This window comes from Streptomyces lateritius (genome assembly GCF_014649715.1).
GTDB classification, from domain to species: domain Bacteria; phylum Actinomycetota; class Actinomycetes; order Streptomycetales; family Streptomycetaceae; genus Streptomyces; species Streptomyces lateritius.
Genome location: NZ_BMTO01000009.1, coordinates 355744 through 381494, shown reverse-complemented (window position 1 = coordinate 381494; position 25751 = coordinate 355744). Strand labels below are relative to the sequence as shown.

The 25751-nt window shown below is 72.8% G+C and carries 19 protein-coding genes and 1 pseudogene; 14 read left to right on the top strand and 6 right to left on the bottom strand.

Going from position 1 to position 25751, the window contains the following annotated elements:
* Positions 1 to 103: 103 nt before the first annotated feature.
* Both IE136_RS20865 and IE136_RS20860 read right to left on the bottom strand, forming a co-directional pair.
* Positions 104 to 862 (bottom strand): annotated as a pseudogene (locus IE136_RS20865) (DMT family transporter); the annotation flags it as partial.
* A gap of 34 nt (positions 863 to 896) precedes the next feature.
* On the bottom strand, positions 897 to 1847 hold the full coding sequence (locus tag IE136_RS20860) for an EamA family transporter (RefSeq protein WP_189601071.1): 951 nt from the start codon (positions 1845 to 1847) through the stop codon (positions 897 to 899).
* 184 nt (positions 1848 to 2031) lie between these two features.
* Here IE136_RS20860 and IE136_RS20855 point away from each other — a divergent pair, with 184 nt between their 5' ends.
* Entirely contained in the window at positions 2032 to 2541 is a 510-nt protein-coding gene (locus tag IE136_RS20855; protein ID WP_158987339.1) for a MarR family winged helix-turn-helix transcriptional regulator, read from the top strand.
* 95 nt (positions 2542 to 2636) lie between these two features.
* On the opposite strand, the gene IE136_RS20850 is transcribed toward IE136_RS20855, so the two are convergent.
* Genes IE136_RS20850 through IE136_RS20840 form a run of 3 tightly spaced genes read right to left on the bottom strand, consistent with a single transcriptional unit; the run spans position 2637 to position 5218 of the window.
* Positions 2637 to 2867: a hypothetical protein gene (locus IE136_RS20850; RefSeq protein WP_158987341.1), complete on the bottom strand. Its 231-nt coding sequence runs from the start codon at positions 2865 to 2867 to the stop codon at positions 2637 to 2639.
* A gap of 20 nt (positions 2868 to 2887) precedes the next feature.
* Positions 2888 to 4975: a 4-alpha-glucanotransferase gene (gene malQ / locus IE136_RS20845; protein ID WP_189601070.1), complete on the bottom strand. Its 2088-nt coding sequence runs from the start codon at positions 4973 to 4975 to the stop codon at positions 2888 to 2890.
* 48 nt (positions 4976 to 5023) lie between these two features.
* Positions 5024 to 5218: a hypothetical protein gene (locus IE136_RS20840; RefSeq protein ID WP_158987345.1), complete on the bottom strand. Its 195-nt coding sequence runs from the start codon at positions 5216 to 5218 to the stop codon at positions 5024 to 5026.
* A 207-nt stretch (positions 5219 to 5425) separates the two neighbouring features.
* Here IE136_RS20840 and IE136_RS20835 point away from each other — a divergent pair, with 207 nt between their 5' ends.
* Positions 5426 to 8452 (top strand): glycoside hydrolase family 84 protein, encoded by a 3027-nt coding sequence (locus tag IE136_RS20835; RefSeq protein ID WP_189601069.1) that lies wholly within the window; start codon positions 5426 to 5428, stop codon positions 8450 to 8452.
* A 39-nt stretch (positions 8453 to 8491) separates the two neighbouring features.
* Here the strand turns inward: IE136_RS20835 and IE136_RS20830 are convergent, their stop codons facing one another.
* Complete coding sequence (locus tag IE136_RS20830; protein ID WP_158987349.1) at positions 8492 to 9055, bottom strand: HNH endonuclease; 564 nt, start codon at positions 9053 to 9055, stop codon at positions 8492 to 8494.
* Positions 9056 to 9320: 265 nt separating this feature from the next.
* Here IE136_RS20830 and IE136_RS20825 point away from each other — a divergent pair, with 265 nt between their 5' ends.
* The 12 genes from IE136_RS20825 to IE136_RS20770 all read left to right on the top strand — a co-directional run bounded on the left by IE136_RS20825 (position 9321) and on the right by IE136_RS20770 (position 25710).
* Positions 9321 to 10388, top strand: a complete 1068-nt coding sequence (locus IE136_RS20825; protein WP_158987351.1) for a mechanosensitive ion channel family protein — start codon at positions 9321 to 9323, stop codon at positions 10386 to 10388.
* A gap of 201 nt (positions 10389 to 10589) precedes the next feature.
* On the top strand, positions 10590 to 11804 hold the full coding sequence (locus tag IE136_RS20820; protein WP_158987353.1) for an ROK family transcriptional regulator: 1215 nt from the start codon (positions 10590 to 10592) through the stop codon (positions 11802 to 11804).
* A gap of 84 nt (positions 11805 to 11888) precedes the next feature.
* Positions 11889 to 13226 carry an ABC transporter substrate-binding protein gene (locus IE136_RS20815; RefSeq protein ID WP_158987355.1) on the top strand — a complete coding sequence of 446 codons (1338 nt, stop codon included), beginning with the start codon at positions 11889 to 11891 and terminating at the stop codon, positions 13224 to 13226.
* A gap of 18 nt (positions 13227 to 13244) precedes the next feature.
* On the top strand, positions 13245 to 14207 hold the full coding sequence (locus tag IE136_RS20810; protein ID WP_189601068.1) for a carbohydrate ABC transporter permease: 963 nt from the start codon (positions 13245 to 13247) through the stop codon (positions 14205 to 14207).
* 2 nt (positions 14208 to 14209) lie between these two features.
* Positions 14210 to 15112 carry a carbohydrate ABC transporter permease gene (locus IE136_RS20805; RefSeq protein WP_189601067.1) on the top strand — a complete coding sequence of 301 codons (903 nt, stop codon included), beginning with the start codon at positions 14210 to 14212 and terminating at the stop codon, positions 15110 to 15112.
* Positions 15113 to 15121: 9 nt separating this feature from the next.
* The gene (locus IE136_RS20800) at positions 15122 to 16387 is read left to right on the top strand and encodes a 6-phospho-beta-glucosidase (protein ID WP_189601066.1); all 1266 of its coding nucleotides are present in this window, start codon (positions 15122 to 15124) and stop codon (positions 16385 to 16387) included.
* A 65-nt stretch (positions 16388 to 16452) separates the two neighbouring features.
* Positions 16453 to 17406 carry an N-acetylglucosamine kinase gene (locus IE136_RS20795; protein ID WP_189601090.1) on the top strand — a complete coding sequence of 318 codons (954 nt, stop codon included), beginning with the start codon at positions 16453 to 16455 and terminating at the stop codon, positions 17404 to 17406.
* Between the two features lie 237 nt (positions 17407 to 17643).
* A complete protein-coding gene (locus IE136_RS20790; RefSeq protein ID WP_158987361.1) occupies positions 17644 to 19077 on the top strand; it encodes a GlnX family signal transduction membrane protein in 1434 nt (477 codons plus the stop codon).
* 38 nt (positions 19078 to 19115) lie between these two features.
* Complete coding sequence (locus tag IE136_RS20785; RefSeq protein ID WP_189601089.1) at positions 19116 to 20156, top strand: glutamate ABC transporter substrate-binding protein; 1041 nt, start codon at positions 19116 to 19118, stop codon at positions 20154 to 20156.
* A 15-nt stretch (positions 20157 to 20171) separates the two neighbouring features.
* The gene (locus IE136_RS20780; protein ID WP_189601065.1) at positions 20172 to 21470 is read left to right on the top strand and encodes a coiled-coil domain-containing protein; all 1299 of its coding nucleotides are present in this window, start codon (positions 20172 to 20174) and stop codon (positions 21468 to 21470) included.
* 59 nt (positions 21471 to 21529) lie between these two features.
* Complete coding sequence (locus IE136_RS20775) at positions 21530 to 24127, top strand: serine/threonine-protein kinase (RefSeq protein ID WP_229818998.1); 2598 nt, start codon at positions 21530 to 21532, stop codon at positions 24125 to 24127.
* Positions 24128 to 24129: 2 nt separating this feature from the next.
* Entirely contained in the window at positions 24130 to 25710 is a 1581-nt protein-coding gene (locus tag IE136_RS20770) for a PP2C family protein-serine/threonine phosphatase (protein ID WP_189601064.1), read from the top strand.
* Positions 25711 to 25751: the final 41 nt, after the last annotated feature.

The window sequence follows — 25751 nt, the reverse complement described above, 5'->3', positions numbered from 1 at the left end:
ACTGGAACGAGCACCCCAGGCCGTTCGTCTGGACGAAGACCGCCGACGAGATCCTCGACAAAGTAGCCGCCTACTGCCGACGAATCCCCGACTCAGGTCACTAGTTCCAGGCGGAGAAGGCGACGGCGGAGGAGAGGACGCCGACCTGGACGAGGGGGCCGACGGTGGAGGCGGAGGGCTCGAAGCCGCCCTGGACGGCGAGGCTGATGCCGTAGGCCGGCAGCAGCATCAGGGCGCCGAGGACGAAGGTGGTGAAGAGGAAGACGACGCCGCCGAGTTCGGCCGGGCGGCGCTTGAGCAGGGCGCTGTACGAGGCGAAGCTGACGGCCGCCGCCAGCATCCACAGCTCGCCGGCGGCGAGGGAGGTGGGCAGCGACCCCTTGCCGACCAGGAGCAGCACCCCGGCGCAGGCGATCAGCATGCCGGTCACGCGCCGGGCCCCGAGCCGGGCGCCGCCGAGGCGGGCGTAGAGCGCCATGAGAACCGGGGAGGCGGCCATGATCAGGCCCATGTTGCCTGCGGTGACGGTGAGTCCGGCCTGGTTGACCAGGGTGTTGTAGACGGTCACACCGAGCAGGGCGGCGAGGGTGACGAAGCCGAGGTGGCGGCGGACGAGCCGCCGCTGCCACCAGGTCTCGCGGGCCGCGAAGGGGGCGACGGCGAGTTGGGCGACGAGCCAGCCCCAGAACGCGGCCTGGACGGGCGGGACGGAGTCGTGCAGGGCGCGGGAGGTGACGAAGCTGCCGGACCAGACGACCGTGGCGACGAGCGCGAGGAGAACGCCGGGGCCGGCTCCCCGCACGAGGTTCTTCGCGGTGGCCGGCTCGTCGGTCCCGCTCGGTTCGGGGCGGACGCGGTCCAGGAGTGCCGCGGTGGTCCTTCCGGTTGCGGTGGCTCTACCGTCGCACCCCAGAAACTTCACGGTCTATCGAAAATTCTTGACTGTTCCTTTCAGTTGAAGTGAAAGGTTCAGTAGTTCTCACGGCGGGGTGGCGCGGGCCGCCCAGCTGTCCGAAGATCGTCGCCCCGAACGCGAGCGCCATGCCCGCCAGCTGCACCGGGCCCAGCGCCTGACCGAGCGCCACCCAGCCGATGACGGCCGCCGTGAGCGGCGACAGCGGGCCGAGGAGGGTCACCGAGGAGGCGCTCAGCCGCTCGATCCCGCGGAACCAGAGGAAGTAGGAGACCGCGGTGTTCCCGAGGGCGAGGTAGGCGTAGCCGAGCAGGCCGGTGGAGTCCAGCGCCGGCGGGGCGCCCTCGACCAGGAGGGCGATCGGCAGGATGGTCAGGCCGCCCGCGGTGAGCTGCCAGCCGGTCATCGCCAGCGCTCCGACCCCCTGGGGCCTCCCCCAGCGCTTGGTCAAGACGGTTCCGGCGGACATGGAGAGGGCGGAGAGCAGTCCGGCGACCACACCGACCAGGTCCAGCGCGGCTCCCGCCTTCAGAACCACCAGGCTGACGCCGAAGGCGGCCGCGACGGCGGTGAGCACGGAGCGCACCGTGGGCCGGTCGCCGAGGAAGAGGGCGGCCAGCCCGACGACGAAGAGCGGGCCCACCGACGCGACGACGGCGGCGACCCCGCCGGGCAGGCGGTACGCGGCGAGGAAGAGGAGCGGGAAGAAGGCGCCGATGTTGAGGCCGCCGAGGACCGCCGACTTCCACCACCAGGCACCCCGCGGCAGCTTGCGGGTGACGGCGAGGAGCAGGAGCCCGGCGGGCAGGGCGCGCATAAGGCCGGTGAAGAGCGGCCGGTCGGGCGGCAGGAACTCGGTCGTGACGAGGTAGGTGGAGCCCCAGGAGATCGGGGCGAGCGCGGTGAGCGCGGTGACGGCGGCCTTGCGGGACATGACGGGTCCCCCCTTGTTCCTCGTTCGCGAGGCGATGTTGCTTGACGATAAGTAGCTTATCGGTAAGCTACTTATTAACAAGAGGCCACTCGTTAAGTGGGTCATGGCTGACCGGCTTGGTCCGGAGTGCTTACCCTCGGGGGAAGTGCCGCCGTCGAGGCGACCGACCGAGGAGACCGCCGCCATGGACCGGACCGAAGCCCCCGCTCACGACGCCGTCGACGCCATCACCGACCAGTGGGCAGCAGTCCGCCCGGACCTGGACACACTCCCGATGGCCGTCTTCGGACGGATCTACCGCCTCGCGAACGCCATGCGCGGCCGCGTCGACAAGGCGTACGCGCCGTACGGCATGGCGCTCGGGGAGTTCGACGTGCTCGCGACGCTGCGCCGCTCGGGTGAGCCGTTCACGCTCTCGCCGCGCGAGCTCACCGCGACCCTGATGATCACCACCGGCGGGATGACGGGCCGTCTGGACAGGCTGGAGAAGGCCGGACTGCTCAGCCGCAGCCCCGACCCGAACGACCGGCGCGGACTGCGGGTGACGCTCAGCGAACGCGGGCGCGAGCTGGTGGACCAGGCCGTCGCGGCCGGTCTGGCGGAGCAGCGCGAGGCGCTGGAATCGGCGCTCGAACCCGAGGAGCGGGAGCAGCTGGCCGGCCTGCTGCGCAAGCTGCTCGCCGGCACCGTCTAGGAACGCCCGGGATTCGGCGCGAACGCATGCGAGGGCGCCGTGCGGTACTCGCGTACCGTACGGCGCCCTCGAAAAGATTCAGCCGAGGCCGGTGCTCAGACCTGCTTCTTGGACTTGTCGAGCATCATCACCAGACCGGCGATCACCAGGAACAGCACGATCGGCGCGGCCACGTACAGGCCGAGGGTCTCGACGACACTCAGCTTGGGGGCCGGGTCGTCACCGTCGTCGCGGGTGAGCGCGAGCGCGGGGGACGACATGAGCAGCATCATCAGCGTCGTACCGGCCGCGACAGCACCGGCGCGCAGGGCGTTCTTCTTGTCCACGGTGCAAACGTAGCGAACACCTAAACCGCCCGCGCGTCCGGGGGTGCCGTACGGGACCCGAAGACGCTCATCAGACGGTGCAGACGGGGCGAGTCGGCCAGCTGCTCCAGGGAGAGCGGCTGCCCGTCCGGGCCCGCCACGGGCAGCCGCCAGTTCGGGTACTGGTCCCAGGTGCCCGGCAGGTTCTGCGGGCGCCGGTCCCCGACCATGTCCGGCAGCCACGCCCCGACCATCGTGGCCGGGGTGCGCAGCAGGAACCGGTGGACGGCCCTGATCTCGGCCTCCTCGTCCCCCGGGCCCTCCGGCAGCAGCCCGAGGCGCTGGAGGTACGCCAGCCACTCCCGCACCTCGGCCGCGTCCCGGCCCTGCTCGCGCTCCAGGTCGCCGGTGAGCAGCCCGAGCCGGTGGCGCAGGGCGACGTGGTCCCCGCTCAGGCGGGCCGCCGTGGAGGGGAGGTCGTGGGTGGTGGCGGTGGCCACGCAGTCGGGGCGCCACTCCTCCGGGATCAGCGGGCGCCCGCCACCCGCCCAGTCCCGCTCGAACCAGAGGACCGAGGTGCCCAGCACCCCGCGCCGGGACAGCCGCTCGCGCAGGCCCGGCTCGACGGTGCCGAGGTCCTCGCCGATGACCACGGCCCCCGCCCGGTGGGCCTCCAGGACGAGGACGGCGAGCATGGCCTCGGAGTCGTACCGGACGTACGTCCCCTCGGTGGGCTCGCACCCCTCGGGCACCCACCAGAGCCGGAACAGACCCATCACATGGTCGATCCGCAGTGCGCCCGCATGGCGCAGCAGCTCCCTGAGGAGGCCGCGGTACGGCGCGTAGCCCGAGGCGGCGAGGGCGTCGGGGCGCCAGGGCGGCAGCCCCCAGTCCTGGCCGCGGGCGTTGAAGGCGTCGGGCGGGGCGCCGACCGACATGCCCGCGGCGAACGCGTCCTGCTGGGCCCACGCGTCGGAACCGTCGGGATGGACGCCCACCGCAAGGTCGTGGACGATCCCGACCGCCATCCCGGCGGCCCGCGCGGCCTCGCCGGCCGCGGCGAGCTGCCGGTCCGTCAGCCAGGCGAGCCGGGAGTGGAAATCGACCCGGGCGGTCAGTTCTCCGTCGGCGCGTACGGCCTCCGCCGCGGAACGGGGGTCGCGCAGCTCCTCCGGCCAGGACCGCCAGTGGTGCCCGTGGCGCTCGGCCAGGGCGCAGTAGGTGGCGTGGTCCTCCAGGGCGCGGCCGCGCTCGGCGAGGAAGTCACGGTACTCGGCGCGTCTGCCGGGCCCGAGCTCCACGGTCCGTACGAGTTCCAGGGCGCGCCGCTTGACCTCCCACACCGCGTCCCGGTCGATCAGCGCGCCCTTGCGGAGCACCCGTTCGCGCAGCTCGGTGGCGTCGGCGAGGACGGATTCCAGCTCGTCGTGGTACTCGGGGCCCACGAAGCCGTACTCGGGGACCTCCTCGATCCGCAGATGGACGGGATCCGGGAAGCGGCGCGAGGAAGGGCGGTACGGGGATGGGTCGGTGGGCGCCCCCGGCACGGCCGCGTGGAGCGGGTTGACCTGGACGAACCCGGCGCCGTGCGTCCGCCCCGCCCAGGCGGCGAGTTCGCGCAGGTCGCCGAGGTCGCCCATGCCCCAGGAGCGGGCGGAGAGCACGGAGTAGAGCTGGACGAGCAGCCCGAAGGCCCGTCCCTCGGGCCGGGGCACGCGCGCGGGGGCGACGACGAGAGTGCTCCGGCCGCCCCGGCCCTCGGGGGCGACGGCGTCGACCTGGTGCACGCCGAGCGGCAGCCGCTCCCAGTCGGTGTGCTCCCAGTCCGTCTCCTCCAGCATCTGGCCGGACTCGGTCGTGACGCGGAGCCGGGTACCGGGCGGCAGGCCCTCCGGCGGGCCCACGGGGCCGTCCTGCCAGCACACCAGAGTGGGCGGCAGAAGGCGCTCCCGCTCCTCGCGCAGCGCCGCTTCGAGCGAGGCGGCGACCGCCTCCGGCGTGGACGCGTCGACGTCCAGGACGCCGAGCACGGCCACGACCGTGGCGTCGGGCACCTGGACGGTGACGCCCTCGGAGGGTTCGTACGACGTGGCGACGCCATGGAGGGCGGCGAGGCGGGCCAGGGTCACTTCACACTCCGAGGGCTCCGGGGCCGGGAGGAGCGGCCCGAGGGGGAGTCAGACTCCGGGGGACTCGGTACCGCCCGCCGTGCCGGGGGCGGTGGGTTCGCTGGTGAGGGGGGCCGCGTAGGTCAGGGGCGGCTCGCTGGTGAGGGGGGTGGCGTGGGCGAGCGGGGGTTCGCTGGTCAGCGGTCCCGGGATCAGGACCGGTATCTGTTTGGAGTGAGCGGCGTGGGGGGTGGTCACGGACATGAGGGCTCCCGGATGTCTCGAAGGTGGGACCAGGGGGACAACGACTGAGCCCTACCCAGCGCACCCCGTTTTACCGGCCGAACTTGGCCGAGGAGTGCCACCTCGCCGAAAGGCCGCCGGGCAAAGCAGACACATCGACCAGTCGCATTGACACCTCAGCCGGGCGGGTGGTGGGCTCGTAACCCCCTCGTGACAAAGGAGTCCCCCGTGCACCTCGGGCGCAGGAAGCGGACCGCATCGGCCGTGGCCGCCGCGGTGATCGGCGGCCTCCTCGGCGGCGGCCTCCCCGGTCTCGCCCAGGCCGCGCCGGTCTCGCCGGTGACCGCCCCCGACGAGCAGCGGGCCGTGCCCTCGGTGTGGCCTCGCCCACAGTCCCTCACGCCCACGGACTCCCCGGTGCCCCTCGGTGACGAGGTGACGCTCCTCACGGACGCCGACGCCGATCCGTACGCCGTCGCCGCGCTGCGCGAGGTGCTGCGCGCGGCGGGGGTACGGACCGTCCACACGTCCCTGCCGGGCGCCGGGACCGTCGTCCGCGCGGCCGGTCCCGGAGGCTCGGCCACCGAGGTCTCCGGGGCTCAGGAGGCCCTGCGGGCGCTGCGGACGCCGGAGCGGGCCGATCTGCCGCTCGGCGGCTACCGTCTCGCGACCGGCCGGTTCGAGGGCCGGGACACGGTCGTCCTGGACGGGGTCGGCGAGGACGGCCTCTTCCATGCCGTCCAGACCCTGCGTCAGCTGACGGGCGGGCAGGACGGCGGAGGCCGCGTGCCCGGTGTCCTGATCCGCGACTGGCCCGGCACCGCCGTGCGTGGCCTGACCGAGGGCTTCTACGGCCACCCCTGGACCCGGGAACAGCGTCTGGCCCAGCTCGACTTCATGGGCCGCACCAAACAGAACCGTTACCTCTACGCGCCCGGTGACGACCCGTACCGCCAGACGCAGTGGCGCGATCCCTACCCCGCCGAGCAGCGCGCCGCGTTCCGCGAGCTCGCGGAGCGGGCGCGTGCCAACCACGTGACGCTGGCGTGGGCGGTCGCCCCCGCCCAGTCCATGTGTCTGGCGTCGGACGACGACGTGAGGGCGCTCACCCGCAAGGTGGACGCGATGTGGGCGTTGGGCGTGCGGTCCTTCCAGCTCCAGTTCCAGGACGTCAGCTACACCGAGTGGCACTGCTCGAAGGACGCGGACACCTTCGGGCGCGGGCCGGCGGCGGCCGCCACCGCCCACGCGCGCGTGGCCGGCGCCGTGGCCCGGCATCTCGCAGAGCGGTACCCGGACGCGCAGCCGCTGACCCTGATGCCGACGGAGTACTACCAGGACGGCGCGACGGAGTACCGCACCGCGCTCGCCGAGCGGCTCGACGACCGGGTGCAGGTGGCCTGGACGGGCGTCGGCGTCGTCCCGCGCACGATCACCGGGCGCGAACTGGCCGGCGCCCGCGACGCGCTGCGCCGCCCGCTGGTCACCATGGACAACTACCCCGTCAACGACTACGCCGAGGACCGGCTCTTCCTCGGCCCCTCCATGGGCCGCGAGCCGGCGGTGGCGGCCGGTTCGGCGGCGTTCCTCGCCAATGCCATGGAGCAGGCCGCGGTCTCCCGCATCCCGCTGTTCACGGCGGCCGACTACGCCTGGAACCCGAAGGGTTACCGGCCTCGGGAGTCCTGGCGGGCCGCCGTCGACGAGCTGGCCGGACCCGACCGGGCGGCCCGCGAGGCGCTGCGCGCCCTGGCCGGGAACGACGCCTCCTCGATCCTCGACCCGGCGGGCGAGTCGGCTTACCTCAAGCCGCTGACGACCGCGTTCTGGAACAGCCGCACGGCCTCGGACCAGGCCGCGCGGGAGAAGGCGGCACGCGAGCTGAGGGCCGCGTTCACCGTGATGCGGGAGGCGCCCCGGCGGCTGGCCGGGACGGCGGACGGCACCCTCGACGACGAGGTGCGGCCCTGGCTGGAGCAGCTGTCGCGGTACGGCCTCGCGGGTGAGACGGCGGTCGACATGCTGCTCGCGCAGGCCCGCGGCGACGGCGCGGCGGCCTGGCGGGCCCATCTGCGGCTCGAACCCCTGCGCGAGGCGCTGAGGGCGAGCGAGGCGACGGTCGGCAAGGGCGTCCTCGACCCGTTCCTCACGCGCGCGGTGGCGGAGTCGGCGGCCTGGACGGGCGCCGACCGGGACCGCCGGCAGTCGGTGGACCGTGCCGAGGACTCCTACACGCTCCGGCTCGACCGTTCCCGTCCGGTGGAGACGGTGACCGTGATGACGGAGCCGGGCGCGGGCGGGGCCGGCGGCGCCGGCCCGCACGCGCGCGTGGAGGCGTACGTCCCCGGTGAGGGATGGCGCTCGCTGGGGCTCCTGTCGGCCTCGGGCTGGACGCAGACGGACGTGAAGGGGCTGCGCGCGGAGGCGGTGCGGGTCGTGTGGAGCGGCACGGCCCCCGAGGTCCGGTCCCTGGTGCCGTGGTTCGCGGACGAGCCGCGCGCCGAGATGGAGCTGGCCCGGAGCGAGACGGACGCCGAGATCGGCGGCCCGGCGCGGCGGGTGGAGGTCCGGCTGACGGGCCGGCGGGCGGGCGAGGTGCGCGGGCCGCTGACGGCACGGGCGCCGAAGGGCGTCACCGTACGGCTGCCGAAGGAGGCGCTGGTGCCGCGCGGCACGCGGACGACGGTGCCGCTGGAGGTCTCGGTCGCGCCGGACGTGGCGGCGGGTTCGTACCAGGTGCCGGTCTCCTTCGCGGGCGAGGAGCGGGTGCTGACGGTCCGCGCCTTCCCCCGCACGGCGGGCCCGGACCTGGCGCGGACGGCGACGGCCTCCTCCTCGGGCGACGAGACCCCCGACTTCCCGGCCGCCTCGGCCGTGGACGGCGACCCGAAGACCCGCTGGTCCTCGCCGGCCGAGGACGGCGCCTGGTGGCAGCTGGAGCTCCCGCGACCGGCCCGGATAGGGCAGGTGGTCCTCCACTGGCAGGACGCGTACGCCTCCCGCTACCGCGTCCAGGTCTCCGCCGACGGCCGGACCTGGCGCACGGCGGCGACCGTCGCCGACGGTCGCGGCGGCCGCGAGTCGGTCCGCATGGACGCGGCGGACACCCGCTTCCTGCGGGTGCAGGGCGACGCGCGGGCGACGGAGTACGGGTACTCGCTCTGGTCGGTGGAGACGTACGCCGTCGCCCCACCGCCGAAGCCGCCGGGACCGCCGCCCGGGCAGCCTTCGGGGCCGGGGCGGCCGGAGGAGTAGGGGAGGCGCCCCGGAGGCCCCGTACGACGACGGCCCGGATCAGCCCGTCTTCACGGCCCCCGTGGGGGCGGTGGGGACAGCGTCGATCCGGGCCATCACGTCGTCCGCGCCGTACGGCTGCAGGTACGGCAGCCAGCGCGGGTCCCGGTGACCGGTTCCGATGATCCGCCAGGCCAGACCGCTGGGCGGGGCGGGTGGGTGGCGCAGCCGCCAGCCCAGTTCCCGGAGGTGCCGGTCGGCCTTGACGTGGTTGCAGCGGCGGCAGGCCGCCACGACGTTCTCCCAGGCGTGCGTACCCCCGCGGCTGCGCGGAACGACGTGGTCGACGCTGGTTGCGACGCCACCGCAGTACATGCAGCGTCCACCGTCGCGGGCGAAGAGCGCTCTGCGGGTCAGAGGAACGGGCCCCCGGTAGGGGACCCGTACGAACCGCTTCAGCCGCACCACGCTGGGCGCGGCGATGACGCGGGTCTCGCTGTGCAGGAAGGCGCCGGACTCCTCGAGGCAGAGTGCCTTGTTCTCGAGGACGAGGACGAGCGCGCGGCGGAGCGGTACGACGCCGAGGGGCTCGTACGACGCGTTGAGGACCAGGACGTGCGGCACGGATGCCTCCTAATACGCCGGCGGCGCGTGGCTCGCGCCGGGACGAACTGCTCTCAGTTTCTCCTCATGCCAGGTCGGAGCGCTACCACGTACCGGTAACGGGCTGGAAGTGTTCTCGACCACACGGAAACCGTCTCCCGGTACTTCCCCGGGTGAACTCGGTCTCTCCCTCGCGCAGGACAACGGGAGTACATGCGATGCCCCGTTAGTGTGGATGGTCCGCGTAGGTGGATGGTCCGCGTACGCCACGCCCGGAGGTTTCCACGTGTCCTGGTCCGCCCTGCCGACCGCCGACGAGCCGCAGCCCGTCCCCGTCACCTTGGACGAGGCCGCGCAGAAGGCGACGAACGCCGCGGGCTGGGTGGAGGAGAACTGGTCCACCTGGCTGAACACCGGTCTGCGGATCCTGCTCATCCTGGTCGTCGCCCTGCTGCTGCGGATGGCCATACGCCGCGCCCTGACGAAGCTGATCGAGCGGATGAACCGCTCCGCGCAGGCGGTGGAAGGCACGGCGCTCGGTGGTCTGCTGGTCAACGCCGAGCGGCGGCGCCAGCGCTCCGAGGCGATCGGCTCGGTGCTGCGGTCCGTCGCGTCCTTCGTGATTCTGGGCACGGCCGGGCTGATGATCCTGGGCGCCTTCAAGATCGACCTGGCGCCGCTGCTCGCCTCGGCCGGTGTCGCGGGTGTGGCGATCGGCTTCGGCGCCCGGAACCTGGTCACCGACTTCCTCTCGGGTGTCTTCATGATCCTGGAGGACCAGTACGGCGTAGGTGACTCGGTCGACGCGGGGGTGGCCTCGGGTGAGGTCATAGAGGTCGGCCTGCGGGTGACGAAGCTGCGCGGCGACAACGGTGAGATCTGGTACGTCCGCAACGGCGAGATCAAGCGGATCGGGAACCTCAGCCAGGGCTGGGCCACGGCGGCGGTCGACGTCACGGTCCGGCCGACGGAGGACCTGGACCGGATCAACGAGGTCATCGCCCAGGTCTCGGACGAGATCTCCAAGGTGGAGCCCTGGAACGAGCGCCTGTGGGGCCCGGTGGAGACCCTCGGCCTCAACGAGGTGCTGCTCGACTCCATGACGATCCGCGTCTCGGCCAAGACGATGCCGGGCAAGGCCCTGGGTGTCGAGCGCGAGCTGCGCTGGCGGATCAAGCGCGCCCTGGACGCGGCGGGCATCCGCATCGTCGGCGGCGTCCCGGCCCAGCCGGAGGAGTCCGCTGCGGACCCGACCGCCGGCATGGCGGCTCCCTCGGTGTTCGCCTCGGCGACCTCCCCGCAGTCGGCGGCGGCGACCCCCATCCCGCCCTCGCAGCCGAACCTCTCGAAGTAGCCGCTCCCCGTACGGACCTCCCCCGGCCCGACGCCCCCGCAGGTAACTCTTTGGTTGCCTCCGGGGGCGTCCTGCGTCCAGAGGTATTGACGGCCCGGTGACGGCCGCCTTACGGTCCTCCTACCCAATAGGAAAGTTTCCTAACAGTGCAGCGGTCCGGCACGGTGAACAGTGGGAAGACGAAGGGCAGGTGCGTCCGTCATGGCCGGTACGACTCCGGGGACTCCCGGCACGCCGCGCGTGCTGCGCGCGATGAACGACCGCGCCGCCCTCGATCTGCTCCTTGAACACGGGACCTTGTCCCGCACCCGGATCGGCAAGCTCACCGGCCTGTCCAAGCCGACCGCCTCCCAGCTGCTCGCACGGCTCGAAGCGGCCGGGCTCGTCGTCGCCACCGGCACCACGGCGGGGCGGCCCGGCCCCAGCGCCCAGCTGTACGCGGTCAACGCCCGGGCCGCCTTCGCCGCCGGACTCGACGTGACCCCGCAGCGGATCCTTGCCGCCGTCGCCGACATCACGGGCGAGGTCGTCGGCGAGTTCGAGCTGAGAACCCCCGGGCGGGCCGCGGAAGGCGTCGTGCGCCAGGTCACCACCGCCCTCGACGCCGCCGCCAAGGACGCCGGGATCACCCCGGCCGACGTCCACCGGCTCGTCATCGGCACCCCCGGCGCCTTCGACCCGGCGACCGGGCGGCTGCGGTACGCCTCGCACCTGCCCGGCTGGCACTCCCCCACGCTCCTGGCGGAGCTGGCGGCGGTGCTCCCGATGCCGTTCGAGTACGAGAACGACGTGAACCTCGTCGCCGTGGCCGAGCAGCGGCTGGGCGCGGCACGCGGCCACGAGGACTTCGTCCTGCTGTGGAACGAGGAGGGCCTCGGCGCCGCCCTCGTCCTGGGCGGCCGGCTCCACCGCGGCTTCACCGGCGGCGCCGGCGAGGTCGGCTTCCTGCCGGTGCCCGGCACGCCGCTCGTACGACAGGTCGCCAAGGCCAACTCCGGTGGCTTCCAGGAGCTGGCCGGCGTCCAGTCCGTGCCCCGGCTCGCCCGGGCCCTCGGGATCGAGACCGCCGAGCAGCCCTACGTACCGACCGCTTCCGGGCTGCTCGCCCACGCGGCCGCGCACCACGGCGACGACGCCCGGTACGCGGCGCTCCTCGACCAGTACGCCGAGCGGCTCGCCACCGGTCTCGCCTCCCTCGTCGCCGTGCTCGACCCCGAGCTCCTCGTCCTGTCCGGCGAGGTGATCGTCGCCGGCGGGGAACCCCTGCGCGAGCGCGTCCAGTCCGAGCTGGCCGAACTCGCCGCCTCCCGTCCCCGGCTCGTCCTCGGGGACGTGTGCGAGCACCCCGTGCTGCGCGGAGCTCTGGAAAGCGCCCTCGCCGCCACCCGTGACGAGGTGTTCGACACGTCCCGGTAGCACCCGTCCCGGCGACACACGTCCCGGCAGCACCAGCAGTCGCCCGTCCCTCCGTAACCCCCTCCGCCCCAGGGAGACTCCGTCATGCCCGTACACCCGCGCAGAGCAGCCGTCGCGCTCGCCGTCACCGCCTCGACCGCGCTCCTCGCCTCCGCCTGCACCGGCTCCGCCGCCGACGGCGCGAGCGCCGACCCGGACGCGAAGACCACGATCACCTTCTGGCACGGCTGGTCGGCGCCCGCCGAGGTCAAGGCGATCCAGGACAACGTCGCCCGCTTCGAGAAGGCGCACCCGAACATCAAGGTCAAGGTCGTCGGCAACATCAACGACGCCAAGCTGAGCCAGGCGCTGCGCGCGGGCGGTTCGAACGGCCCGGACGTGGCCGCCTCCTTCACCACGTCCAACGTCGGCAAGTTCTGCCACTCCGGCGCGCTCGCGGACCTGAAGCCCTTCCTGGAGAAGGACAAGGTGGATCTGGACAAGACGTTCTCGAAGGTCCTCCAGGACTACACCCAGTTCGAGGGCAGGCGCTGCTCGCTGCCCCTGCTCTCCGACGCGTACGGGCTCTACTACAACAAGGACGCCTTCAAGGCGGCCGGCATCACCGCCCCGCCGAAGACGTGGTCCGAGTTCCGCGAGGTCGCCAAGAAGCTGACCAAGGAGAAGGGCGACAGCTACGAGCAGCTCGGCTTCATGCCGAACTACCTCGGCTACGAGACCGTCCCCTCGCACTACATGTCGCAGTGGGACCACACGTACTTCGACGAGAACGGCAAGTCGAACCTGGCCGAGGACCCGGCCTTCGCCGAGATGCTGACCTACCAGAAGTCGCTGGTCGACGGCCTGGGCGGGTTCGCCAAGCTGGACAAGTACCGCACCACCTTCGGCGACGAGTGGGGCGCCAAGCACCCCTTCCACACCGGTCAGGTCGCCATGCAGCTGGACGGCGAGTGGCGGCTCAACTTCATCAAGGACGCCAAGGTCGACTTCGAGGTCGGCGTCGCGCCGCTCCCGGTCGCCGACGACGAGGTGGCCGAGTACGGCAAGGGCTATCTCTCCGGCACGATCATCGGTCTCGCGCCGCAGAGCAGGAAGCAGAACGCGGCCTGGAAACTGATCAAGTACATGACCATGGACACCGATGCGGTGGTGGAGTTCGCCAACGGCATCGGAAACGTCCCCTCCACCCTGGAGGCCCTGAAGTCACCGAAGCTGAAGGTCGACGAACACTTCAAGGTCTTCCTGGACATCGCCCAGCACCCCGAGTCCTCCACCTCCGACGGCGCGGTGAACGGCTCCACGTACCAGGACACCTTCCAGGACTTCGCCCAGAAGTACGAGAAGGGCCAGGTGAAGGACCTGAAGAAGGGCCTTGAGGAGACGGCGGCCCAGATCGACCGCGACATCGCCCAGGCGAAGTAGGACCGGGACCGGTACCTCATGTCCTCCGACTCCCTCGAGGGGCGGCAGGCGGCGCTGCGGTCGAAGCGCGTGCGCAACACGCTTCGCACCGCGGCGTTCATGTCGCCCTGGCTGATCGGCTTCAGCGTCTTCTTCGCGTACCCGCTCGTCTCGACCGTCTATTTCTCGTTCATGAAGTACGACGGGCTGAACCCACCGACCTGGCGGGGCCTGGACAACTGGACGTACGTCTTCTCCGACCTGCCGAAGTTCTGGCCGGCGATGCAGAACACCCTCTGGCTCGCCGTCGTCATGGTCGCCTGCCGGGTGGTGTTCGGTCTCGGCACCGGCCTGCTCATCACCAAGATCAAGCTGGGTGCCGGACTCTTCCGCACCCTCTTCTACCTGCCGTATCTGGCGCCGCCGGTGGCCGCGACGCTGGCCTTCGTCTTCCTGCTCAACCCCGGCACAGGACCGGTCAACTCGCTCCTGGAGGCCGTCGGCATCCCCGCGCCCTCCTGGTTCAACGACACCGCCTGGGCCAAGCCGGCGCTGACCGTCCTCGCCGTGTGGGGGGTCGGGGACCTCATGGTCATCTTCATGGCCGCACTGCTCGACGTACCGAAGGAGCAGTACGAGGCGGCGGAGCTGGACGGCACCTCGGCCTGGCAGCGGTTCCGCTACGTCACCCTGCCGAACATCTCGCCGATCGTGCTCTTCGCGGTCGTCACCGGGATCATCGGCGCGATGCAGTACTACACCCAGCCGATCGTGGCGGCGAAGGTCGCGTCCGGTGTGATGGGCGGCTCCGGCCAGACCTTCGAGCCGGGCTACCCCGACGACTCGACACTGACGCTGCCGCAGCTGGTCTACGACCTCGGCTTCGGCCGCTTCGACTACGGCGCGGCCTGCGTCGTGGCCCTCGTCCTGTTCGCCCTCTCCATGGCCTTCACGGCGCTGCTGATGCGCCGGCGGGGCGGCCTGATCGGCTCGGGTGACTGACCATGACCTCCTCCGTATCCACGCTCGACCGTTCCGCGAGCAGGACACCCACAGCCGGGGCCGCCGAGAAGACGGCCCGGCGCAAGGCCCTGCTGCACTGGATCGCCGTGCACTCGCTCGGGATCGCCACCGCCCTCTTCTTCGTCCTGCCGTTCGTCTTCGTCTTCCTGACCTCCCTGATGAGTGACCAGCAGGCGCTCACCCGGGACCTCACCCCCAACACCTGGCACTGGGACAACTACGTCAAGGTCTTCGAGACCCCCGGCTTCCTCACGTGGTGGAAGAACTCACTGCTCTACGCGGGTCTCGGCACCGCGCTCGTGGTCGTGTCCTCGGTCCCCGTGGCGTACGCCCTCGCGAAGTTCCGCTTCCGCGGCCGGCATCTGTCGCTGCTGCTCGTCATCTCGATGATGATGCTGCCGCCGCAGGTCGTCATCATCCCGATGTACCTGTTCTGGGCGAAGCAGATGGACCTCTCCGGCACCCTGTGGCCGCTGATCGTCCCGATGGCGTTCGGTGACGCCTTCGCCGTCTTCCTGCTGCGCCAGTTCCTGCTGACCATCCCCGACGAGTACATCGAGGCCGCGAAGATCGACGGCTGCGGCGAACTGCGCACCCTCGTCAAGATCGTGCTCCCGATGGCGAAGCCCGGCATCGCCGCCGTGGCCCTGTTCCAGTTCTTCTACTGCTGGAACGACTACTTCGGGCCGCAGATCTACGCCTCCGAGAACCCCGGCGCGTGGACCCTGAGTTACGGCCTGGAGTCGTTCAAGGGAGCGCACCACACCGACTGGAACCTGACCATGGCCGCGACCGTACTGGTCATGGCCCCTGTGATCCTCGTGTTCTTCTTCGCCCAGAAGGCGTTCGTCGAGGGAGTCACACTGACCGGAGTGAAGGGCTGACCGACTGTCATGAAGCTCGCTGTCGTGGGGGGCGGGTCCACCTACACCCCCGAACTGATCGACGGATTCGCGCGGTTGCGCGACACCCTGCCCATCACCGAACTCGTCCTCGTCGACCCGGCCGCCGACCGCCTCGAACTGGTCGGCGGGCTCGCCCGCCGGATCTTCGCCAAGCAGGGTCACGACGGAAGGATCGTCACCACCTCCGACCTCGACGCCGGGGTCGAGGGCGCCGACGCCGTCCTGCTCCAGCTGCGGGTCGGCGGACAGGCCGCGCGCGAGAGGGACGAGACCTGGCCGCTGGAGTGCGGCTGCGTCGGGCAGGAGACGACAGGTGCCGGCGGCCTCGCCAAGGCGCTGCGGACCGTGCCCGTGGTCCTGGACATCGCCGACCGGGTCCGGCGTGCCAACCCGGACGCCTGGATCATCGACTTCACCAACCCCGTCGGCATCGTCACCCGCGCGCTGCTGCAGGCCGGCCACAAGGCCGTCGGCCTGTGCAACGTGGCCATCGGCTTCCAGCGGAAGTTCGCCGGGCTCCTCGGCGTGGCACCGGCCGACGTCCACCTCGACCACGTCGGGCTCAACCACCTGACCTGGGAGACGGCCGTCCGTCTCGGCGGACCCGAGGGCGAGAACGTGCTGCCCCGGCTGCTCGCCGAGCACGGCGACGCCATCGCCGACGACCTGCGCATGGAGCGGGCGATCGTGGACCGGCTCGGCGTCGTCCCCTCGTACTACCTGCGCTACTTCTACGCGCACGACGAGGTCGTACGGGAGCTCGGCACCAAGCCCTCGCGGGCAGCCGAGGTCGCCGCCATGGAGAGGGAACTCCTGGAGATGTACGGGGACCCGGCGCTCGACGAGAAGCCGGCGCTGCTCGGCAAGCGGGGCGGCGCCTTCTACTCGGAGGCCGCCGTGGACCTGGCCGCGTCCCTGTTGGGCGGCGCGGGTTCGCCGTACCAGGTGGTGAACACGTACAACAACGGCACGCTGCCCTTCCTCGCGGACGACGCCGTCATCGAGGTGCAGGCGGCGGTGGGCCCGCAGGGCGCCTCACCGCTGCCGGTCGCCCCGCTCGACCCGCTGTACGCCGGACTGATCGCGAACGTGACGGCCTACGAGGACCTGGCCTTGGAGGCAGCGCTGCGCGGCGGCCGGGACCGGGTCTTCAAGGCGCTGCTCGCGCACCCGCTGGTGGGGCAGTACGCGTACGCCGAGGGGCTCACGGACCGGCTGATCGCGCACAACCGGGAGCACCTCGCGTGGGCCTGAACGAGAAGGGCCTGAACGCGAAGGGCCCGCGCTCGCACCGAGCCGGGGCGGCGACCGGCTCCGCCGTGCTGGCGATCGACGCCGGCAACAGCAAGACCGACGTCGTGGTCGTCGGCGCGGACGGAAGCGTCCTCGGCGCGGCGCGCGGCGGCGGGTTTCAACCGCCGGTCGTCGGGGTCGAGGCGGCGCTCGACGCGCTCGCGGAGACCGTGCGGCAGGCGGCGGCGGAGGCGGGGCCGCCGTCGGCGTTCGCACACGTCTCCGCCTGCCTCGCCAACGCGGATCTCCCGGTGGAGGAGGCCCGGCTGACGGCCGCCCTGGAGGCGAGGGGCTGGAGCCGCTCGGTCCACGTGTACAACGACACCTTCGCCATCCTGCGGGCCGGCGTCGACGAGCCGCGCGGTGTCGCGGTCGTGTGCGGCGCCGGGATCAACTGCGTCGGCATGCTGCCGGACGGGCGGACCGCCCGTTTCCCCGCGATCGGGAAGCTCTCCGGCGACTGGGGCGGCGGGGGCGGGCTGTCCGAGGAGGCCCTGTGGTTCGCGGCGCGGGCCGAGGACGGGCGGGGCGAACCGACCGAGCTCGCCCGCGCGCTGCCCGCGCACTTCGGCCTGGAGACGATGTACGCGCTGATCGAGGCGCTGCACCTGGGACGGATCCGGCACGAGCGGCGGCACGAGCTGACGCCCGTGCTGTTCGCGGTCGCGGCGGCCGGTGACCCGGTCGCACGGGCGCTGGTGGACCGGCAGGCGGAAGAGGTCGTCGCGCTCGCGACGGTCGCCCTCGGGCGGCTCGGGCTGCTCGACGAGGAGGCGCCGGTCCTGCTGGGGGGCAGCGTGCTCGCCGCCCGCCACCCCGGCCTGGACGCCCGGATCGCGGAGCTGCTGGCCGTGAAGGCTCCGAAGGCCGTGGTCGGCGTCGTCACCTCACCGCCGGTCCTCGGCGCGGCACTGCTCGCCCTCGACGAGGTGGCGGCGGGCCCGGAGGCGGCGGCACGGCTGCGCGCGCACTACGCCTGACGGGCCCGAAAGGCTCGTGACGGACGGGGCGTTCCTCGGTGGGGGGACGCCCCGTTCACCCGTACGTGTGGAACCGATTCCGGCCGGGCGGCGTATTCAAAGTAGGGGTTCGCCTGCGGGGGTGACGGGGCCATGGGGCACGATAGGCGCAAGATCGCGTCAATCCTGGTGTGCGGGTGGGGCCCCTGAGGCCATACTGCCCTCCGGGGAGTCGTCATCGACCGAGGGGGAGGTCACGTGACATACCCGCCGAACGCGCCCGCGTCGGCGCAGGGCACCGCGCCCGCGCGTGCCGGCACCGGCGTGCCCGCGCAGCCGTCGGTGGCGCCCGCCGCCGCGCCGCCCGCCGCCGCACCGCCCGCCGGGCCCGGCACCTGGGCCGAGGTCCGTGAGCGGCTCCGCCGCGCGGCCACGACCGAACCGGGCCGGCTGCAGATCCTCGGCGCCGTACTGGCCCTGCTCGTCGTCGCGTTCGGTACCGTCACCGCCTTCGAGGTCGCCGACCGGGCCTCCTCCGCCGACGACGTGGTGAGCCGCAGCCAGCCGCTGAGCTCCGACGCCGCCGCCATCTACCGCTCGCTCGCCGACGCCGACACCGCCGCCGCCAGCGCCTTCCTGGCCGGCGCGCAGGAGCCCCCCGACGTCCAGAAGCGGTACGCCGACGACATCGCCACCGCCTCCCGGCTCCTCGTCAAGGCCGCGGCGGGCACGGAGGGTTCGGCCGAGTCGAGCCGCGAGATCGCCACGTTGAACGAGCAACTGCCGCGCTACACCGGACTGATCGAGCGGGCCCGGGCCGCCAACCGTCAGGGGCTGCCGCTCGGCGGCGCCTATCTGCGGTACGCGAACGGGACGATGACCACGGAACTGCTGCCCGCCGCCGAGCGGCTGTACGAGGCGGAGACCGCGCGGCTGAGCCAGGACGACCAGGACGCCCGCGACTGGCCGTTCCTCTCCCTCGCCCTCGGGATCCTCGTCCTGGCCGTCCTGGTCTGGGCGCAGCGCCGCACCTACGCCCGGACGAACCGGGTGTTCAACCAGGGGCTCGTCGCCGCCACGGCCGCCTCCGTGGTCGTCCTGCTCTGGCTGCTGGCCGCGCACGGCGTCGCCCGTGCGGGCCTGAACGAGGCCCGCGAACACGGACAGGACTCGTTGCGGGTGCTCACCACCGCCCGGATCAGCTCGCTCAAGGCCCGGGCCAACGAGAACCTGACGCTGGTCGCCCGGGGCGCGGTCCTCACCGACGACGGCAAGAACGACAAGTACGAGACGGACTACGCGAGCAGCATGAACGCGCTGGTCGACGCGCTCGCCCAGGCGAGTGAGCTGGCCGACGACGACGCGGGTCGCGACCCGCTGGCCGCGGCGGCGGAGCGCACCGCGCAGTGGCAGGAGCGTCACAAGGACGCCCGGGCCAAGGACGACGCGGGCGACTTCGAGGGGGCACGGCTCCGGGTCGTCGGCCCGAAGGACACCACGGGCCAGTCGTTCGACCAGGTTGACGCCGCCCTGAAGCGGGCCCTGGACCATGAGCAGTCGGAGTTCACCCGCGCCGCCGAGGGCGGTCGGGGCGCGCTGACCGCGCTGCCGCTGGGCGCGGCCGCGCTCGGGGTGCTGGGTGCGGTGGGCGCCGTCCTGGGCATCAACCGCAGGCTGTCGGAGTACCGGTGAGAGGGAGCGGGATGCGAAGCGGCGTCGACGGCGCGGGGATGCCCGGCCGCCGTCCGGACGGCCGGGCAAGATCGACAAGACGCCCCCTGGGACGGCTGCGCGGCTGGGGCGGGGTCGCGGCGATGGCCGTGGCCTGCGGTCTGACCGCCTCGCTGACCCTGCTGCCGCTCGCCCACGGCGGGCGGGGCGACTCCGGCCCGCCGGAGGTGACCGGCCCCGGCGTCGGCACCGGTGTGCACGTCAAGGCGGACAGCTGCGAGAACCCGGAGGCCTCGCTCCGGCCGTCCGGCGCCGACGGGCCGTCGATCGACGCGATCAAGGCCCGCGGCAAGCTCGTCGTCGGCGTCGACCAGAACAGCTTCCGGTGGGGCTACCGCAACCCGGACAAGCGCGTCATCGAGGGCTTCGACATCGACTTGGCGAAGGCGATCGCCAAGGACATCCTCGGCAGCGAGGAACACATCATCTTCCGGGCCATCCCGACCAACCAGCGGATCGCGGCCCTGGAGAGCGGCAAGGTCGACCTCGTCGTGCGGACGATGACGATCAACTGCAAGCGGATCCAGCAGGTCGCCTTCTCCACCGCCTACTTCCAGGCCGGGCAGCAGGTCCTCGCGCCCAAGGGCCCCGGGATCACCGGCTACGACTCCTCGCTGAACGGGAAGCGGGTCTGCACCGCCGAGGGCTCCACGGCCTACGAGGCCCTGGAGAAGAACCCCTTCGGCGCCGTCTTCCAGGACGAGCACGACGGCACCAAGGACGACAAGGACCTGCTCACCGTCCCCAACCAGCTGGACTGCCTCGCCCGGCTCCAGCTGGGCGAGGTCGACGCCGTCGTCACGGACAACGCGCTGGCGGCCGGCCAGGCCGCCCAGGACCCGGCGGTCGAGCTGAAGGGCGAGCCGTTCACCACCGAGTACTACGGTGTCGCGGCCAAGCTCGGCAACGACGACCTGGTCCGCCGGGTCAACCAGATCCTCGTCCAGTACCGGCAGGGCGCCTGGACGAAGGCGTACGACAAGTGGCTGAAGGCGGACCTGCCCGGGATATCCGGGCCGCCCGCACCGAAGTACAAGTAGAGCGAGAGGTGATCGATGGCCGTCACGGGACCCCCCGGGCCGGTGATGGACCGGGACGAGGTGGACCGTGCGCTGGCGCGGCTCGGCGCGGAGCACAAGGCGATCGAGGACTCGCTCCTCGCGCTCCAGGACCACGCGGGCCGCAGGCTGCTCGAAGGGGCCGAGCTGACCGGGACGACCCGGGAGCGCTGGCAGGTCACCGAGGCCACGATCACGCGGCTCTGGACGTACTTCGACGCGTACACCGACGCCCTGAACGACGCCCGTGAGCTGCGGGCGCGTCGGCGCTGGTCGAGCCGCGAGGACCTGGTGGAGCTGACCGAGCGGCTGCGCGGCGAGAGCGTGCAGGTCGCCGGCGGGGCCCAGCAGCCGGACGCGTCGGTCAACGGGCCCGCCAAGCTCAGCGAACGGTTCACACTGGAGCGGTTGGTGAGCCGGATGAACGAGCTGTACGCGTCCTCCCTCGACGTGATCGTGACCGCCGACGCCGTCTGGTCCGCGCTGCCCGCCCGGATAGATCTGCTCGCGGCGGAGCTCGGGCGGACCCGCTCGCTCGCGCACTCCGTCGGCGTACGCCCCGGGGAGCACCCGGCCGGCGACGAACTGGAGTCGATCACGGCAGAGCTGACCGCCCTGCGCACCCAGGTCGTCACCGATCCGCTGGCCTTCTGGCGGCCCGCGACGGGCAGTTCGGCGCCCGGCGGCGGGCGGCCCGACACCACGCGGTACGACCGGGCTGCCCGTGCCCTGGAGGACATCCGGCGGGAGATCGAGGCGGTGCTCGCGGTCCGGCAGGACTCCGAGGAGCGGTTGCTGCGGCTGCGGGACGTCCTCTCCCGGGCCGACCGGACGCTCGCCGAGGCACGGGTGGCGCGCGGCGAGGTCCTCGCCAAGATCGCCGCCTCCGAGGTACCGGCGGTCAGCGGCCCGCCGACCGCCCTGCAGGAGCGGCTCGCGACGGCGGCCGAGCACCGCAGGCACGCCCGGTGGCACCGGCTCTCCCCGCTCCTGGAGTCCCTGGAGCGGGAGGCCGAAAACGAACTGATGCGGGCTCGTGAGTCCTTGACCGCCGTCACCGCGCCGCTGGCGGTCCGCGCCGAGCTGCGCGGCAGGCTCGACGCCTACAGGGCGAAGGTGGCACGGCTCGGCGCGGCGGAGGACCCGCTGCTGATCGAGCGGTACGACACGGCGCGCCGGATGCTGTGGAGCGCGCCGTGCGACCTGCGGGTCGCCGAGCAGGCGGTGCTGCGCTACCAGCAGGCCGCGGCAGAGGTTCTGTCCGGCCCCAGAGATGCCAAGGGGAGTCAGTGGTGAGCGGGGAGGCAGTGGTGAGCACCTGTCAGCGTCCGTCGTGCGAGGGGTCGTACGAGGACATGGGCGGCGGCGAGCTGTACTGCGACACCTGCGGGCTCGCCCCGGTGGTCGCGCCCGGCGGCCTTCTCGCGTCCACGCCGACCGGAATGGCGGTGCCCGGCAGGGCCGGTGCGGGCTTCAGCTCCTCCCGGTCCGGTTCGCGCGCCTCGTCCCGGTCCAGCTCGCGCTCCTCGCGCTCCTCGACCTCGCGCCGGTCGGTCTCCGGCCGTCTGTCGCGTTCGCTGTCGGGTGGCAGCACCGGCCGTTCGGTCTCCGTGCGCAGCTCGGGCTCCTCGACCGCGCAGTCCGGGCGGAACCGGCTGGGCGCGGGCCTGGTGTCGATCCCGGAGGTGCCGCGTCCCGATCCGCGCGCGGCGGTGATGGAGAAACCCGAGGTCCCCGAGCGGAAGCGATTCTGCTCGCGCTCCGACTGCGGGGCTCCGGTGGGCCGTTCCCGAGGGGACCGGCCGGGCCGCACGGAGGGTTTCTGCACCAAGTGCGGGCACCCGTACTCCTTCGTGCCGAAGCTGCGCGGCGGGGACATCGTGCACGGGCAGTACGAAGTCGCCGGCTGTCTCGCGCACGGCGGTCTCGGCTGGATCTACCTCGCCGTGGACCGGGCGGTCTCGGACCGGTGGGTGGTCCTCAAGGGTCTCCTCGACACCGGTGACCAGGACGCGATGGCCGCGGCGATCTCCGAGCGCCGCTTCCTCGCCGAGATCGAGCACTCCAACATCGTCCGGATCTACAACTTCGTCGAGCACCTCGACCAGCGCACGGGCTCCCTGGACGGCTACATCGTCATGGAGTACGTCGGCGGCAAGTCGCTCAAGGAGATCGCCAACGACCGCCGCACGGCGGACGGGCGGCGCGATCCGCTGCCGGTGGAGCAGGCGTGCGCGTACGGGATCGAGGCCCTGGAGGCGCTCGGGCACCTGCACAGCAGGAACCTGCTGTACTGCGACTTCAAGGTCGACAACGCGATCCAGACCGAGGACCAGCTCAAGCTGATCGACATGGGCGCGGTCCGGCGGATGGACGACGACGAGTCCGCGATCTACGGGACGGTCGGCTACCAGGCACCGGAGGTGGCCGAGGTCGGCCCCTCGGTGGCGAGCGACCTCTACACGGTGGCGCGCACACTGGCCGTGCTGACCTTCGACTTCCAGGGCTACACGAACGTCTTCGTCGACTCGCTGCCCGACCCGGAGCACATCGAGGTCTTCCGGACGTACGAGTCGTTCTACCGTCTCCTGGTCCGCGCGACGGACCCGGACCCGGGCCGCCGGTTCGCCTCCGCGCAGGAGATGGCCGACCAGCTGACGGGCGTCCTGCGCGAGGTCGTCGCCCTCCAGTCGGGCCGTCCACGCCCGGCGCTCTCGACGCTGTTCGGCACGGAAGTGCGCGTGACGGACACGGAGTTGTTCGCGGAGCAGACGGAGGACGTCTCCCTGCTCGGCGCGCGCCGGCCGGGCGGCGGCCGGAAGCGGGGCGGTGGCGCGCCGACGGGGGCGGTGCCCGGTCCCGGAGCGGTGGCGGGGGCTGTGCCCGGTCCCGGAGCGGTGGCGGGGGCTGTGCCCGGTCCCGGAGCGGTGGCGGGGGCTGTGCCCGGTCCCGGAGCGGTGGCGGGGGCTGTGCCTGGAGCTGTGCCTGGAGCCCTGGCGTCCGGGGCGGCACCCGGCGCGGGCGCGTTCCTGCGGCCTCTCGACGGGCGGGCCGCCTCGCTCGCGCTGCCCGTACCGCGCGTGGACCCGGGCGACCCGAACGCCGGTTTCCTCGCCGGTCTGATGGCCTCCGCGCCCGCCGAGCTGATCAGCGCGCTGCACTCCGCGCCGGCGCCCTCCGTGGAACTGCGCCTGCGCGAACTGCGGGCCCGCCTGGAGATGGGCGACCTGGGGGCCGCGACGGGCGCGCTCGCCGCGCTGGAGGAGCAGTACCCCGACGACTGGCGGGTGGTCTGGTACCGGGGCGTCAGCTCGCTGGTCACCGGCGACCACGAGAACGCGGCGCTCTCCTTCGACGCGATCTACGACGCCTTCCCGGGAGAGCCCGCGCCGAAGCTGGCCCTCGGCATCTGCGCCGAGGTGCTCGGCCAGCTGGACAACGCCGCCGAGTACTACCGCCTGGTGTGGGCGACCGACCCGAGCTACGTCAGCGCCGCGTTCGGGCTCGCCCGGGTGCGGCTGGCGGCCGGCGACCGCACCGGAGCCGTACGGACCCTGGAATCCGTACCGGAGGCGTCCATCCACTACACGGCGGCCAGGGTCGCCACCGTGCGGGCGCGGTTGCGGCGGCGTGCGGCGCACGAGCCGCTCGGTGAGGACCTGACGGCGGCCGCGGCCCAGGTCTCCGCTCTCCAGGGCTTCGGTCTGGACGCGGTGCGCCGGGAGCGGTTGTCGACGGAGGTCCTCGGCACGGCGCTCGACTGGGTACTCTCCGGGAGTCCCGGAGCGGGGCCCGGCGGCACGCTGCTGCTCGGCAGTGAACTGGACGAGCGCGGACTGCGCTTCGGCCTCGAACGCTCGTACCGGGTGCTCGCCCGGCTCGCTCAGCGGGGCGAGGAGAGGATCGAACTGGTGGAGCGGGCCAACCGTTTCCGCCCCCGGACGTGGGTGTGAGTATGTCCCAGATGCCCCAGCACGACTTCTCCGCCTGCCCGGGCTGCGCGGAACCGCTGGAGTCGGGTGACCGTTTCTGCGGCGCGTGCGGATACGACCTGTCGGCCGTACCGGCGGCGGCGCCGGAGCCCGACCGTCCGACGGTGGCGATCGGTACGCCGGTGAGCTGGCCGGAGCCGCCGGCGCGCGAGCCGGGCTCGCTCTCCACGTCGACCCAGCACCCGGGTGACCTCCCGGGCACGGACTCGGGCGGCCACGACCTTCCGACGACACCACCCGCGCACGGCGCCCCCGGCGCCCAGGCACAGGCGCGGGCGTCCCAACCGCAGGTGCCGGCGGCGCAGGCGCAAGGGCCGCAGGCGTTCCAGGCACAGGCGCAGGCGTCCCAGCCGCAGGTGCCCGAGGTGCCGGCGGCGCCGCCCGCGCGGGACCTGCCGACGATTCCGGTCCGCACGGACGGGCCACACGCCGCGGCGACGTCCGGCGACGGTCTGGCGGCCCTCGCCGAGGGCACCGTCCCCGCGCCGGTCCCCACCGCCGACGGGGACTTCGCGCTCGCCGCACCCGACCCCCGGGCCGCCGCCGCGCAGCCCGCGCCCCCGCAGTCGGCACCACCGCAGCCGGTGGCCGACCCGCGGACCACCACCCCGCCGGCCGGGACGAAGCTGTGCGTCGCCTGCCGGGCCGGGCACGTGGATCCCGACGGCTACTGCGAGAACTGCGGGCACGCGCAGCCGCGCGAGCGCGACCACATGGAGCAGGAGCTCTCCACCGTGGCCGCCGTCAGCGACCGGGGCCTGCGCCACCACCGCAACGAGGACGCCTTCGCCGTCTCCGCCACCGCACTGCCCGACGGCTCTCCCGCCACCCTGGCGATCGTCTGCGACGGCGTCTCCTCGGCGACCCGCCCCGACGAGGCCTCCGCCGCCGCCGCGCAGGCGGCCAACCAGTCGCTGCTCGACGCGCTCCCCCGGGGCACCCACCCGCAGCAGGCCATGCACGAGGCGATCGTCGCGGCGGCCGAGGCGGTCAACGCGCTCGCCGAGGAGCCCGGCCAGGGCGCCATGGAGCACGATCCGCACCGCCACCAGAACGCCCCCGCCTGCACCATCGTCGGCGCGGTCGTCGCCGACGGCCTGCTGATCGTCGGCTGGGTCGGCGACAGCCGGGTCTACTGGGTGCCGGACGACCGCACCTCCCCACCCGCCCGCCTCACCCAGGACGACTCCTGGGCGGCCCAGATGGTGGCGGCGGGGCTGATGAACGAGGCCGAGGCGTACGCGGACGAGCGCGCCCACGCCATCACGGGCTGGCTCGGTGCCGACGCGTACGAACTGGAGCCGCACACCTCCGCGTTCAAGCCCGACCGCCCCGGAGTCGTCGTGGTCTGCACCGACGGGCTCTGGAACTACGCGGAGGCCGCCGACGACATGGCCCGGGTCGTACCGGCGGACGCCACGGGGCGCCTGCTGCACGGCGCCCAGGTGCTGGTCGGCCACGCCCTGGACGGCGGTGGCCACGACAACGTAACGGTGGCGCTGCTGCCGTTCACCCTCTCGCCGCAAGGGGCAGGATCGGCCTGACCCCCGCCGGTCCCCGTCCGTACACGCTGTCCCGTACACGC